The sequence below is a fragment of the Bradyrhizobium iriomotense genome (genome assembly GCF_018129405.1).
Classification (GTDB): Bacteria; Pseudomonadota; Alphaproteobacteria; order Rhizobiales; family Xanthobacteraceae; genus Bradyrhizobium; species Bradyrhizobium iriomotense_B.
Genome location: NZ_JAFCLP010000006.1, coordinates 257443 through 270712, shown reverse-complemented (window position 1 = coordinate 270712; position 13270 = coordinate 257443). Strand labels below are relative to the sequence as shown.

Sequence of the window (13270 nt, the reverse complement as noted above, 5' to 3'; positions counted from 1 at the left end):
AAACCTGCCATGACCCATATCGCCATCATCGGCGCCGGCATCACCGGCGTGACGACTGCCTATGCCCTGCTCGAACGCGGCTTTGAGGTGACGGTGCTCGACAAGCACCGTTACGCCGCGATGGAGACATCGTTCGCCAATGGCGGACAGCTCTCCGCCAGCAATGCCGAAGTGTGGAACAGCACCGCGACGATCCTGAAAGGCCTGCGCTGGATGTTCCGGCGCGACGCGCCGCTGCTGATGAACCCGCGGCCGAACTGGCACAAATATTCGTGGATGAGCGAGTTCGTCGCCAACATCGGCAACTACCGCGCCAATACCATCGAGACCACGCGGCTCGCGATCGAAGCCCGCAAGTATCTGTTCGAGATCGCGGCGCGCGAAGGCATCGACTTCGATCTCGAACGCCGCGGCATCCTCCACATCTATCACGACAAGACGGGTTTTGAGTCCGGCCTGCGCGTCAATGCGCTGCTGCAGGAAGGCGGCCTCGATCGCCGTCCGGTGACGCCGGAGGAGATCCGCGCGATCGAGCCGACATTGCGCAAGACGTATTATGGCGGCTTCTACACGCCGTCGGATGCGACCGGCGATATCCACAAGTTCACCCGCGGGCTTGCGAACGCCTGCAAGCGGCGTGGCGCGACCTTCATCCACGAAGCCGATATCGATTCAATCGCACGCGCCGGCAGCGGCTTCGTGCTCGGCTGGGCCGATCTTGCTGCAAGCGATGCCGCAGCGCCTGCGCGCGGCATGCTGAAGGCGGACGGTGTCGTGGTCTGCGCCGGCGTCGCCAGCCGCCACTTCGCCGCCCTCCTCGACGATCGCATCAACGTCTATCCCGTGAAGGGCTACTCGATCACCGTGCAGCTCGACACCGCCGAGAGCCGCAACGCGACACCGACCGTGAGTCTGCTGGACGAAGCCGCCAAGATCGTCACCAGCCGGCTCGGCGCAGATCGTTTTCGTGTGGCCGGCACGGCCGAGTTCAACGACTTCAATCGCGACATCCGCGCCGACCGCGTGCAGCCGCTGGTCGACTGGGTCCGCAGCAACTTCCCCGCCATCGAAACATCGCGCGTCGTGCCCTGGGCCGGGCTGCGCCCGATGATGCCGAACATGATGCCGGTGGTGCGCGCAGGAAGGATACCGGGCGTGTTCTTCAACACCGGCCACGGCCATCTCGGCTGGACCCTGTCGGCCGCGACCGCGCAGATGATCGCCGGGACCATCGACGGCTGGCGCGGGCTCAATGCGCCGCCGACAGTGCCTTCACTTGGGGTTGAGCGAGAGCTGCGTCATGCATCCTGAGTGGTTTCGATCGGGCGCGGGGCGGCCTCTTGCGACCGCCCTGCCCTTGGCACGCAATTTGCCCCGAAAGACCGGCATCTCCGGCCGGCTTTCCAGCCCGAGCGACAGGCGCGCATGATAGACACGATCGAATCCACGGGCGCCCCAGGGCCCCACAAGTTCCGCAGCCGGAGATAGGTGCATGCTAGGTTATCTCATTCGCCGCGTTCTGGCCGCGGTGCCCGTGATGGGCGTCGTCGCGCTGTTCGTGTTCCTGCTGTTGCGGCTGACGCCGGGCGATCCCGCCGCGATCCTCGCCGGCGACAACGCGACCCCGGAACGGCTGGAGCGCATCCGCGAATCGCTCGGCCTCAACGAGCCCCTGATCGTGCAGTTCATCACCTGGGTGAACAAGCTGCTGCACGGCGACCTCGGAACCTCGCTGATCTCCAACCTGCCGGTCATGAAGATGATCGGCCAGCGCGTCGAGCCGTCGATCTCGATCGCGCTTTGCACCATCATCCTCGCGGTCATCGTCGCAGTTCCCTTGGGGGTGATCGCCGCATGGAAGCACGGCACCTGGATCGACCGTTTCGTGATGGGTCTGTCCGTGCTCGGCTTCTCGGTGCCGGTGTTCGTGGTCGGCTATGTCCTGATCGAGGTCTTCGCGATCGATTTGCGCTGGGTGCCGGTGCAGGGCTTCCGCAGCATCTTTAACGGCTTCGGTCCGTTCTTCGAGCGCATGATCCTGCCGACCTGCGCCCTGTCCTTTATCTATATCGCATTGATCGCGCGCATGACGCGCGCGGCGATGCTCGACGTGCTCGGTGAGGACTATGTCCGCACCGCGCGCGCAAAAGGCATCAACGAGGTCGCCGTCATGATGCGGCATGCGCTGCGCAACGCCGCCGTGCCCGTGATCACCGTGATCGGCACCGGCTTTGCGCTGCTGATCTCCGGCGTCGTCGTCACCGAGAGCGTGTTCAACATCCCCGGCATCGGGCGCCTCACCGTCGATGCGGTGCTGGCGCGCGACTACCCGGTGATCCAGGCCATGATCCTGTTGACGTCGCTGATCTATGTCGTCGTGAATCTTCTGATCGACGTCGCCTACACCCTGCTCGATCCCCGGATCCGGTACTGAGGCAAGGACAAGAACAAAATGTCGGTCGATACCCTTCCCCAGTCGTCCATTCCGATCACGTCGCCGCTGCGGCCGCGCTTCGGATTCCTCACCTCGACGCCGATCATCGCGACGGCGACATTCCTGCTCGCGCTGATCGTGGTGATCTCGATCCTCGCGCCGCTGATCGCGCCGCATGATCCGATCCAGCTCGCGCCGTCGCAGCGATTGAAGCCGGCCTCGGCGCAATTCCTGCTCGGCACCGACGCTTACGGACGCGACCTCTTGTCACGCGTGATCTATGGCGGCCGCATCTCGCTGCTGATCGGCATCGGCTCGGCGATCCTGTCGATCGCCATCGGCCTTTCGATCGGCCTCGTCTCCGGCTTCTTCAAGCTGGTCGATTCCGTGATGATGCGCATCATGGACGGCCTGATGGCGATGCCGAGCATCCTGCTCGCGATCGCGGTGGTGTCGCTGTCCGGCGCCAGCATCTGGACCGTGCTGATCGCGATCACGATCCCTGAGATTCCGCGCGTGGCGCGCCTGGTCCGCTCGGTCGTGCTGTCGGCCCGCGAGGAGCCTTACGTCGAGGCAGCGATCTCGGTCGGCTCGTCCTTGCCGAAGATCATGTGGCGGCATCTGATGCCGAACACGATCGCGCCGCTGATCGTCCAGGGCACCTATGTCTGCGCCTCCGCGATCCTCACCGAGGCGATCCTCTCCTTCCTCGGCGCCGGCATCTCGCCGGAGACGCCGACCTGGGGCAACATCATGGCCGAGGGCCGCCAGTACTTCCAGATCAAGCCCTCGCTGATCTTCTGGCCGGGCCTGCTGCTCTCGATCGCCATCCTCAGCATCAACCTGATCGGCGACGCCGCCCGTGACGCCCTCGATCCCCGCATGAAGCAGCGGGAAGGGAAGTGATTTGTTTCGCCGGCCCATCCCCTTGTTCCGTCATTGCGAGCGAAGCGAAGCAATCCAGTCTGCCTCCGCGGAAAGATTCTGGATTGCTTCGTCGCTTCGCTCCTCGCAATGACGACGGAGAGACCTGATGACCAACCCTGTTCTCGACATCAACAACCTCGTCGTCTCCATCGGCAAGAAGCCGAAGGGCGCCAACATCATCGACGGCATCTCGATCCAGGTGCGCGAGCGCGAGACGCTCTGTCTCGTCGGCGAAAGCGGCTCGGGCAAGTCGGTGACCTCGCTCACCACGATGGGCCTCCTGCCGAAGGGCACGCTGGTGCCGACCTCCGGCAGCGTCAAGCTGGTCGGCGAAGAGCTGCTCACCGCCACCGACCGTCGCCTGCGCCAGCTCCGCGCGACGCAGATGGCGATGATCTTCCAGGAGCCGATGACCGCGCTCAATCCGGTGGTGCCGGTCGGCCGCCAGATCGACGAGGTGCTGCGCGCGCACACCAATCTCGACGCGAAGGCGCGCAAGAAGCGCATCCTCGACATGATGGAGCAGGTCCGCCTGCCTCAGGTCGAGCGCATCTTCGCCTCCTACCCGCACCGCCTCTCCGGCGGCCAGCGCCAGCGCATCATGATCGCGATGGCGCTGGTGCTGGAGCCGAAGCTGCTGATCGCGGACGAGCCGACCACCGCGCTCGACGTCACCACGCAGAAACAGATCCTGACCCTGATCCGCGACCTCCAGCGCGATCACGGCACGGCGGTGCTGTTCATCACGCATGACATGGGCGTGGTGGCCGAGATCGCCGACCGCGTCGCGGTGATGCGGCAGGGCCGCCTCGTCGAGACCGGCCCGCTCGAGACCGTGCTGCGCAGTCCGACCATGGAGTACACCCGCAATTTGCTGGCGTCGGTGCCGAGCCTGGTGCCGCGGCCGCCGCGCGAGGAGAGCCGGGAGCCTGTCGTGCTGGAGGCCAACGACCTCAGCAAGGTCTACAAGGAACGCGCGTTCTTCGGCAAAGGCCGCGAGGTCGTCGCCGCCGACAAGGTTACGCTGACGCTGCGCAAGGGCCGCACGCTCGGCATCGTCGGCGAAAGCGGCTCGGGCAAATCGACGGTGGCGCGCTGCATCGTCCGCCTGATCGACCCGACCTCCGGCGGCGTGCGCCTCGCCGGCCGCGAAATCTCCGACATCTCGCGCCGCCTGCTGCAGCCACACCGGCAGAAGATCCAGATCGTGTTCCAGGATCCCTACCGCTCGCTCAACCCGCGCGTCAGCGTCGGTGAGAGCATCGCGGAAGGCCCGATCAACTACGGTATCTCACATGCCGACGCGATGAAGCGCGCCCGCGAGCTGCTCGAGCTCGTCGGCCTGCCGGCCGATGCGGTGTCGCGCTATCCGCACCAGTTCTCCGGCGGCCAGCGCCAGCGCATCGCGATCGCCCGCGCGCTTGCGCTCGATCCGGACGTGCTGGTCGCGGACGAAGCGGTCTCCGCGCTCGACGTCTCGGTGCAGGCGCAGGTGCTGGAACTGCTCGACGAGATCCAGAAGCGGCTCGGCATCGCCATCCTGTTCATCACCCACGATTTGCGCGTCGCAGCCCAAATCTGCGACGAGGTCGTGGTGATGCAGCACGGCCGCGTCGTCGAACAGGGCCCCGCCGCCGAAGTGCTGACGCATCCGAAGGAGGCCTACACCAAGGCGCTGCTGGATGCGGCCCCGGGGCGCAACTGGGACTTTGCGAACTTCCGGCCGGTGGCGGAGGGCGTGGCGGCTACCGCGTGATGTCCATCCGCGCGTGATGGCGTGGTGTGGAGCGCTATTGCCTCCACACCGTCGTCCCGGCGAAGGCCGGGACCCATACCGCGGAATCTTTCGATTGCGGGCGGCAGAAGTCCCGAACTACGACTCTTCGCCAAACTTCTCCCTGGGGTTATGGGTCCCGGCCTTCGCCGGGACGACACTGAGTATGTCGAGGTATCTCCTCTCACACCACCCACCGCATCTGCAGCATTCCCAAAACGTCTTGACCCTATGCGCGGCGCGATTGCTTCCCGCCTTGCTCTTCTCGCAAGGCCGGGGCTAACGTCGCGCACTCTTGTGATTGACTGGACTGGAATTGATGACACGTATCGCCGTCGGCGGCTTCCTGCACGAGACCAACACTTTCGCCCCGACCAAGGCGACGTTCGCGGACTTCCAGCATGGCGGCGGCTGGCCGGCGATGACTGAGGGTGCCGACGTGCTGAAGGTGATGCGCCGCATCAATGTCGGCCTCGCGGGCTTCGTCGACAGCACTGAGGCGAACGGCTGGGAACTCATCCCGACCATTGCTTGCGGAGCGAGCCCGTCGGCGCATGTCACGGAGGATGCCTTCGAGCGGATCGTGAAGGTGATGGTCGACGGCATCGCCGCCGCGGGCCCGATCGATGCGGTTTATCTCGATTTGCACGGCGCGATGGTCACGGAGCATCTCGACGACGGCGAAGGCGAGATCCTGGCGCGTGTGCGCCGCGTCATCGGCAAGGACGTTCCGCTGGTCGCGAGCCTCGACCTGCACGCCAACGTCACTCCCGAGATGATGGAACACGCGGACGCGCTGATTGCCTACCGCACCTATCCGCATGTCGACATGGCCGACACCGGCCGCGCCTGCGCAAAGCATCTCGCGCTGCTGCTGAAGACCAAGCAGCGCTTTGCAAAGTCGTTCCGCCAATTGCCGTTCCTGATCGCGATCAGCTGGCAATGCACCAACGACTTCCCCACCAAGGGCATCTACGAAAAGCTGGCCGCGCTGGAGAACGATGCGGTTCCGACCCTGTCCTTCGCGCCCGGCTTCCCCGCCGCCGACTTCCGCGATTGCGGCCCGAGCGTGTTCGCCTATGGGAAGACGCAAGCCGACGCCGACCGCGCGGCCGATGCGATCGTCAGGCTCATTGAAAGCCACGAGGACGATTTCGACGGCAAGATCTGGACGCCCGACGACGGCGTGCGCCACGCCATGGAACTTTCGAAGAGCGCGAGCAAGCCGATCATCATCGCCGACACCCAGGACAATCCCGGCGCCGGCGGCGATTCCGATACGACGGGCATGCTGCGCGCGCTGGTGCGCAACAAGGCGAGTGCCGCCACCGGTGCCATCTACGATCCGGAGTCGGCGAAGGCCGCGCACGCGGCCGGCGTCGGGGCCACCGTGACGCTCGCGCTCGGCGGCAAGTCAGGGATTCCCGGCGACGAGCCCTATCGCGAGACTTTTGTCGTCGAAAAGCTCTCCGACGGCCGCTTCATCGCGCCCGGTCCCTACTATGGCGGCCGCGAGATGGAGATGGGTCCCTCCGCAGCCTTGCGCATCGGCGACGTCCGCGTCGTCGTCTCTTCGCACAAAGCGCAGCTCGCCGACCAGGCGATGTATCGCTATGTCGGCATCGAACCGACGCAGGAGAAGATCCTCGTCAACAAGAGCTCGGTGCATTTCCGTGCCGATTTCGAACCGATCGCGGAAAAGCTGATGATCTGCGCCGCACCAGGCGCGATGCCGGCCGACACCGCTTCCCTGCCGTGGACGCGCCTGCGTCCGGGCATCCGCATCAAGCCCAACGGCCCCGTTTTCAATCCTCCTTCACACTAACCGGACAGGACCACATGCCCACGATCGACCGCATCGACGGCTATGCCGACGAACTCACCGCCATCAGGCGCGACCTCCACGCCCATCCCGAGATCGGCTTCGAGGAAGTGCGCACCTCCGGCATCGTCGCCGACAAGCTGAAGAGCTGGGGCATCGAGGTGCATCGCGGTCTCGGCGGCACCGGCGTGATCGGCGTCGTCAAGGGCAAGGGTTCGGGCGGCAAGCGCATCGGCCTGCGCGCCGACATGGACGCGCTGCCGATGGAAGAGAACACCAATCTGAAATGGAGCTCGAAAATCCCCGGCCGCTTCCACGGCTGCGGTCATGACGGCCACACCACGATGCTGCTCGGCACCGCGCGCTATCTCGCCGAGACCCGGAACTTCGACGGCACCGTGCATCTGATCTTCCAGCCGGCCGAGGAAGGCCTCGGCGGCGCCCGCGCCATGATCAAGGACGGCCTGTTCGAGAAGTTCCCCTGCGACGAACTCTACGGCCTGCACAACGCACCCGACCTCAACCACGGCGAGATCGCGATCCTGCCCGGCCCGGCCATGGCCAGCGCCGACTTCTTCGACCTCCGCATCACCGGCTACGGCGCCCATGGCGCGATGCCCGAGCGCTCCAAGGACGCGGTGATCATCGCAACCACGCTGGCGCAGGCGATCCAGACCATCGTCAGCCGCAACGTCGAGCCGCTGCAGGCCGCGGTCGTCTCGATCACCCAGATCCATGCGGGTTCCGCCTATAACGTCATTCCGGGCGATGCGCATCTGTGCGGCACCATCCGTACCTTCTCGAATGAAGTCCGCGCCCTGATCGCCGAACGCATCCGCACGATCTGCGCCGGCGTCGCGGCCGCGTATCAGTGCACGATCGAAGCCGACATCCGCGACACGTTCGGTGTTCTGGTCAACCAGGTCGAGCAGTCCAAGGTGGTCGAGGAGGTCGCGCGCACCATCGTCGATCCCGCCAACGTGATCACCCGCGCCCAGCCGAAGATGGGCAGCGAGGATTTCGCCGACATGCTGCAGACCATTCCCGGCGCCTATTTCTGGGTCGGTCATGACGGCTCGGTGCCGGTGCACAATCCCGGCTTCGTGCTCGACGACAAGATCCTGCCGATCGGCGCCAGCATGTTCGCCCGGATCATCGAGACCCGTATGCCGGTAGGTTAGCAATGCACAAGAAGAGTCCTGAGGAGGCGGTCACCTCGCTGCACGATCTGTCCGCGGTCGATCTGATCGCGGGCTATCGCGCAAAGCAGTTCTCGCCGAGCGAGGTGCTGGAGGACCTGCTCGCGCATGTCGCTGCGTGGGAACCGCATCTGAAGGCGCTCTATGCATTCGACCCCGACGGCGCGCGCGAGGCCGCAAAGGCCTCGACCGCGCGCTGGACCGGCGGCGAGCCCTCCGGCGCGCTCGACGGCGTACCTGTCACGGTGAAGGACAACATCGCGACCAAGGGCGTGCCGGTGCCGCTGGGCGCAGCCAGCGTCAAGCTGGTGCCGGCCGAGAAGGACGCCCCGCCCGCCGCGCGGCTGCGCGAGGCCGGCGCGATCATCTTCGCCAAGACCACCATGCCCGACTACGGCATGCTGTCCTCCGGGCTGTCCAGCTTCCATGCGCTCGCGCGCAACCCGTGGGATCTCAGCAAGAACCCCGGCGGCTCCAGCGCAGGCGCAGGCGCCGCTGCCGCGGCCGGCTATGGTCCCTTGCATCTCGGCACCGATATCGGCGGCTCGGTGCGCCTGCCCGCCGGCTGGTGCGGCCTCGTCGGCCTGAAGCCGAGCTTCGGCCGCGTGCCGATCGATCCCACCTATGTCGGTCGTGTTGCCGGTCCCATGACCCGTACCGTCGATGATTGCGCGCTGATGATGAGCGCGATCGCAAAGCCCGACCGGCGCGACGGCATGAGCCTGCCGGCCGAGCCGCTGAACTGGAAGGGACTGGAGAAGTCTCCGCGAAAACTGCGCATCGGCCTGATGCTCGATCCCGGCTGCGGCCTGGCGCTGGAGAAGCCGGTGCGCGAGGTCGCGGTGAAGGCCGCGCAGGCATTCGAATCCGCGGGCGCAGTCGTGACGGAAGTCGACGGCATCCTCACCCGCGAGATGCTCGACGGCCTCGACAATTTCTGGCGCGCGCGGATGTGGGACGATCTGGCCAAGCTGACGCCGGCCGAGCAGGCAAAGGTGCTGCCTTACATCTTCAAATGGGGCGAGTCCGGCGCGAAGCTCTCGGGTGTCGACGTCATCCGCGGCTTCAACCAGACCGTGGCGATCCGCGCGGCGGCAGGAAAGCTGTTCTGCGAGCTCGACTATTTGATCTCGCCGACCGCGCCGAACGTGAGCTATCCGGCCGACTGGGCCTCGCCGACCAACGATCCCATGAAGCCGTTCGAGCACATCGCCTATACCGTGCCGTGGAATATGTCGGAGAATCCTGCCGTCTCCATCAACGGCGGCTTCGACGCCAAGGGTTTTCCCATCGGCGTGCAGATCGTCGGCCGCCGCTTCGACGATATCGGCGTGCTCGGCATGGCCAAGGCATTCGAGGGCCTGCGCGGTGCGCAGAAGCCCTGGCCCAAGCCGCCGGCTCATTAAGCGCGCATCTAGCGTCTCAGCACAAATCGTCATGCGCGGGTTCGCCGTCTTCGCATACGCTTCGCCGGCCCTGGACCGAGGGTCCGGCGAAGCCTTGGCGTAGCCGGGACCCGCGCATCCATCCTCTTCAAAAAAGATGGATTGCCGGGTCAAGCCCGGCAATGACAGAATTGATTCAAGAATGACAAGGAAGGAAACCACCATGGCGTATGAGACGATCAAATACGAGGTCGCCGAGCAGATCCTCACCATCACGCTGAACCGGCCCGACAAGCTCAACGCCTTCAACGCGCAGATGCAGGCAGAGCTGATCGACGCGTTCGACGCCGCCGACAAGGACGACAACGTCCGCGCCATCATCGTCACCGGCGCCGGCCGCGGCTTTTGCGCAGGCGCTGATCTGTCCTCCGGCGCCGACACGTTTGATCGCGACGCGCGGCGCGGGCCCGTCAAACGTTTTGCCGACGGCAAGGTCGATTACAGCGATCCGCAGGTACGCGACGGCGGTGGCCAGGTGACGCTGCGCATCTTCAAGTGCCTCAAGCCCGTCATCGCCGCGGTGAACGGTCCCGCCGTCGGCATCGGCGTCACCATGCAGCTTGCGATGGACATCCGCATTGCCTCGGATGCGGCGCGCTTCGGCTTCGTGTTCTCCCAGCGCGGCATCGTGCCGGAGGCCGCCTCGAGCTGGTTCCTGCCGCGCATCGTCGGCATCTCGCAAGCGCTGGAATGGTGCTATTCGGGCCGCGTCTTCCCGGCGCAGGAGGCGCTCGCTGGCCGCCTCGTCAGCAAGGTCGTCGCCCCCGATGATCTGCTACCGACAGCCCGCGCGCTCGCCAAGGAGTTTGCGGCCAAGACTGCGCCGGTGTCGGTGGCGCTGATCCGCCAGATGATGTGGCGCATGATGGGCGCCGACGATCCCATGGAAGCCCACAAGGTCGACAGCCGCGGCATCTACGCCCGCGGCCGCTCCGACGATGTGAAGGAAGGCGTGGTGTCGTTCCTGGAGAAGCGTCCTGCGCAGTTCAAGAACAAGGTCTCGACGGACATGCCGGACTATTTTCCGTGGTGGACGGAGCGGGAGTATAAATAGCTCGCGGTCATTCCGGGGCTCGCGAAGCGAGAACCCGGAATCTCGAGATTCCGGGTTCGATGCTCCGCATCGCCCCGGAATGACGGCGGTAGAAACTACTCCATCACCAGCGCCACGCGCCCGATCGCCTTGCGCTCGATCAGCAGCCGCATTGCCTTCGCGTAATCCTCCAGCGGCAGGCGGTGCGAGACGTTGGGGCGCAGCTTGCCCTCTTCCGCCCATTGCAACAGCGCCTTCAGGCGCACTTCGCCGAGCGCGGGGTTCTTCCGCACCGCTTCGCCGGCACGCACGCCGAGCACGCTTGCACCCTTGATCAGCAGCAGATTGGTCTTGGCCGAGCCGATGCCGCCGGTGAAGCCGATCACCAGCAGCCGCGCCCCCCAGGCGATGCAGCGCATCGAGTCTTCAAAGACCTTGCCGCCGACGGGGTCGAACACGACATCGGCACCGCGGCCGTCGGTGACGCGCTTGACGGCGTCGCGGAACGGCTCGCGATCGTAGCGCACGAGATGGTCGGCGCCGCGCGATTTCGCGATCGCAAGCTTCTCGTCGCTGGAGGCCGTCGCGATCACGGTTGCGCCCAGCATCTTGCCGATCTCGACGGCGGCAAGGCCGACGCCGCCGCCGGCGCCGTGCACCAGCAGCACCTCACCCGGCTCGACCCGGCCGCGATCGATCAGCGCATGATAGGCCGTGCCGTGGCCGGCGAGATAGGTCGCAGCCTCGGCGTAGTCGAACGTCGAGGGCATCGGCGTGAGCTGTGACGGCGTGACCACAGCTTCATCGGTGAAGGCGCCATGACGCATCTTGACGATGACCTTGTCCCCGACGGCGACGCCGCTCGCCTCCGCGCTCAATTCGGTCACGTCGCCGGCAGCTTCCATGCCGGGCGTGAACGGCAGATCGGGCTTGAGCTGATATTCACCGGCGGCCATCAGCACGTCAGGAAAATTCAACCCGGCCGCGCGGATCGCGACGCGCACCTCGCCCGGCTTCAGCGCGCGCGGCGGAAACTCCTCCAGCCGCAGCGTCTCGGGCGCACCAAGCTCGCGGCAAACGACGGCGCGCACCATCAGGCCGCGCTCGCCTTGCTGCGCTGAAGCGCCTCGCGGATCAGCGGCAGGCGGTCGTTGCCGAAATACATGTCGGTCTTGCCCACGAAGATCGTCGGCGAGCCGAAGCCGCCACGGGCAACGACCTCTTCGGTATTGGCCTTGAGCTGGTCCTTGATGCCCTGCTCGGAAATGCCGGCAAAGAATCTCTGCTCGTCGATGCCGACCTTCTTGCAGATCTCGGCAAGCACCGCGTCCTGCGAGATGTCCTTGTCCTCGCCCCAATAGGCCTCGAACAGAGCGGTCGCGAACGGCACCATGTCCTTGCCGAGCCAGATGCAGCCGCGCATCGCCTTGACGCTGTTCACCGGAAACACCGTCGGCGGCATCTTGATCGCAAGGCCTGCGGAACGTGCCCAGTCGGCGAGGTCCTTCTTCATGTAGCGCGCCTTCAGCGGCACCGGCTTTTCGCGCTGGGCGTAGACGCTCGGATTGACCGTGTTGAAGATGCCGCCGACCAGGATCGGCCGCCAGACGATCTCGGCGCCGAGCTCTCTGGCCAGCGGCTGGATGTTGTGGAAGGCGAGATAGGTCCAGGGGCTGGAGCAGTCGAAGAAGAATTCGATCATGGGGGTTCCTTGTGTCTTGTTTCTCTCGATCTCTCCGCCGTCATTGCGAGCGAAGCGAAGCAATCCAGAGTCTTTCCGCGCAACCAGTCTGGATTGCTTCGCTTCGCTCGCAATGACGAGGAGGGAGCGGATGCCTACCTCTTTCCCAATACTTCCTTAGCCCTCTGGCCGAACATGATCTTGCGTGATTCCTCGTCGAACGGCTCTTTCACGAATTTTCCGATCGCAAGCCCCGCCTGCACCTGCGGCCTCGCGCGCACCTCAGCGTACCAGCGCTTGACGTTCGGATAGTCGTCGAGCGTAAAGCCTTGCGCCTTGTGGGTCATGGTCCAGGGGAAGCAGGCGATGTCGGCGATGGAATAGTCGCCGGCGACATAGGCGCCCGTCTTGCCGAGCTGCCGGTCGAGCACGCCGTAGAGCCGCGCTGCCTCGTCGCGATAGCGCTCGATCGCATAGGGAATCTTCTCGGCCGCATAGAGCGCGAAGTGACCGTGCTGGCCGAGCATGGGCCCGAGGCCCGCCATCTGCCACATCACCCATTGGATGGTGCTGGAGCGCCCGCGCAAATCCGTCGGCAGCAAGCGGCCGGTCTTCTCTGCGAGATAGATCAGGATCGCGCCGGTCTCGAACGCCGAGAACGGCGCGCCGCCGTCGGCGGGTTCGTGATCGACGATCGCGGGAATTCGGTTGTTTGGAGAGATGGCCAGAAACTCAGGATTGAACTGCTCGCCAGCGCGGATATTCACGGGGATCACCTTATAGGGAAGCCCGAGTTCCTCCAGCATGATCGAGATTTTCCAGCCGTTCGGCGTCGGCGCGTAATAGAGGTCGATCATGACCTGTCCATTGGCCTTTCCTCTGGCCCTTTCCTTGGGCCTTCCCTGTCGCCGCCGCTGGAATAGAGAGCGACTTTCGTTGTTCTGTACCTCGACGT

Annotated in this window: 11 protein-coding genes; 8 read left to right on the top strand and 3 right to left on the bottom strand. The window is 65.3% G+C overall.

From position 1 onward, the window contains the following. The first annotated feature begins 9 nt into the window (after positions 1 to 9). The 8 genes from JQ592_RS16455 (at position 10) to JQ592_RS16420 (ending at position 10655) form a co-directional block, all read left to right on the top strand. Positions 10 to 1311, top strand: a complete 1302-nt coding sequence (locus JQ592_RS16455; RefSeq protein WP_211403862.1) for a D-amino acid dehydrogenase — start codon at positions 10 to 12, stop codon at positions 1309 to 1311. 181 nt (positions 1312 to 1492) lie between these two features. Continuing rightward, on the top strand, positions 1493 to 2434 hold the full coding sequence (locus tag JQ592_RS16450) for an ABC transporter permease (RefSeq protein WP_211403861.1): 942 nt from the start codon (positions 1493 to 1495) through the stop codon (positions 2432 to 2434). 18 nt (positions 2435 to 2452) lie between these two features. Continuing rightward, positions 2453 to 3340 carry an ABC transporter permease gene (locus JQ592_RS16445; protein ID WP_211403860.1) on the top strand — a complete coding sequence of 296 codons (888 nt, stop codon included), beginning with the start codon at positions 2453 to 2455 and terminating at the stop codon, positions 3338 to 3340. A gap of 127 nt (positions 3341 to 3467) precedes the next feature. After that, positions 3468 to 5117, top strand: a complete 1650-nt coding sequence (locus JQ592_RS16440; RefSeq protein ID WP_211403859.1) for an ABC transporter ATP-binding protein — start codon at positions 3468 to 3470, stop codon at positions 5115 to 5117. A gap of 337 nt (positions 5118 to 5454) precedes the next feature. Next, entirely contained in the window at positions 5455 to 6960 is a 1506-nt protein-coding gene (locus JQ592_RS16435) for a M81 family metallopeptidase (RefSeq protein WP_211403858.1), read from the top strand. 14 nt (positions 6961 to 6974) lie between these two features. Further along, positions 6975 to 8138, top strand: coding sequence for a M20 aminoacylase family protein (locus JQ592_RS16430; RefSeq protein WP_211403857.1), 1164 nt, complete (start codon positions 6975 to 6977; stop codon positions 8136 to 8138). A gap of 2 nt (positions 8139 to 8140) precedes the next feature. After that, entirely contained in the window at positions 8141 to 9562 is a 1422-nt protein-coding gene (locus tag JQ592_RS16425) for an amidase (RefSeq protein ID WP_211403856.1), read from the top strand. A gap of 202 nt (positions 9563 to 9764) precedes the next feature. After that, positions 9765 to 10655, top strand: coding sequence for a crotonase/enoyl-CoA hydratase family protein (locus tag JQ592_RS16420; RefSeq protein WP_194403033.1), 891 nt, complete (start codon positions 9765 to 9767; stop codon positions 10653 to 10655). 95 nt (positions 10656 to 10750) lie between these two features. On the opposite strand, the gene JQ592_RS16415 is transcribed toward JQ592_RS16420, so the two are convergent. The 3 genes from JQ592_RS16415 to JQ592_RS16405 form a co-directional block, all read right to left on the bottom strand. Beyond that, a complete protein-coding gene (locus JQ592_RS16415) occupies positions 10751 to 11728 on the bottom strand; it encodes an NADPH:quinone oxidoreductase family protein (RefSeq protein ID WP_211403855.1) in 978 nt (325 codons plus the stop codon). Continuing rightward, positions 11728 to 12336 (bottom strand): 2-hydroxychromene-2-carboxylate isomerase, encoded by a 609-nt coding sequence (locus JQ592_RS16410; protein WP_211403854.1) that lies wholly within the window; start codon positions 12334 to 12336, stop codon positions 11728 to 11730. Before JQ592_RS16410 ends, JQ592_RS16415 begins: the two co-directional genes overlap by 1 nt. Positions 12337 to 12470: 134 nt before the next feature. Beyond that, positions 12471 to 13172, bottom strand: a complete 702-nt coding sequence (locus JQ592_RS16405) for a glutathione S-transferase N-terminal domain-containing protein (protein ID WP_211403853.1) — start codon at positions 13170 to 13172, stop codon at positions 12471 to 12473. Positions 13173 to 13270 lie beyond the last annotated feature (98 nt).

What these genes read in the sequence shown, in the direction of transcription:
- JQ592_RS16455 (WP_211403862.1), top strand. Translation starts at nt 10, where the DNA reads ATGACCCATATCGCCATCATCGGCGCCGGCATCACCGGCGTGACGACT.
- JQ592_RS16450 (WP_211403861.1), top strand. Translation starts at nt 1,493, where the DNA reads ATGCTAGGTTATCTCATTCGCCGCGTTCTGGCCGCGGTGCCCGTGATG.
- JQ592_RS16445 (WP_211403860.1), top strand. Translation starts at nt 2,453, where the DNA reads ATGTCGGTCGATACCCTTCCCCAGTCGTCCATTCCGATCACGTCGCCG.
- JQ592_RS16440 (WP_211403859.1), top strand. Translation starts at nt 3,468, where the DNA reads ATGACCAACCCTGTTCTCGACATCAACAACCTCGTCGTCTCCATCGGC.
- JQ592_RS16435 (WP_211403858.1), top strand. Translation starts at nt 5,455, where the DNA reads ATGACACGTATCGCCGTCGGCGGCTTCCTGCACGAGACCAACACTTTC.
- JQ592_RS16430 (WP_211403857.1), top strand. Translation starts at nt 6,975, where the DNA reads ATGCCCACGATCGACCGCATCGACGGCTATGCCGACGAACTCACCGCC.
- JQ592_RS16425 (WP_211403856.1), top strand. Translation starts at nt 8,141, where the DNA reads ATGCACAAGAAGAGTCCTGAGGAGGCGGTCACCTCGCTGCACGATCTG.
- JQ592_RS16420 (WP_194403033.1), top strand. Translation starts at nt 9,765, where the DNA reads ATGGCGTATGAGACGATCAAATACGAGGTCGCCGAGCAGATCCTCACC.
- JQ592_RS16415 (WP_211403855.1), bottom strand. Translation starts at nt 11,728, where the DNA reads ATGGTGCGCGCCGTCGTTTGCCGCGAGCTTGGTGCGCCCGAGACGCTG.
- JQ592_RS16410 (WP_211403854.1), bottom strand. Translation starts at nt 12,336, where the DNA reads ATGATCGAATTCTTCTTCGACTGCTCCAGCCCCTGGACCTATCTCGCC.
- JQ592_RS16405 (WP_211403853.1), bottom strand. Translation starts at nt 13,172, where the DNA reads ATGATCGACCTCTATTACGCGCCGACGCCGAACGGCTGGAAAATCTCG.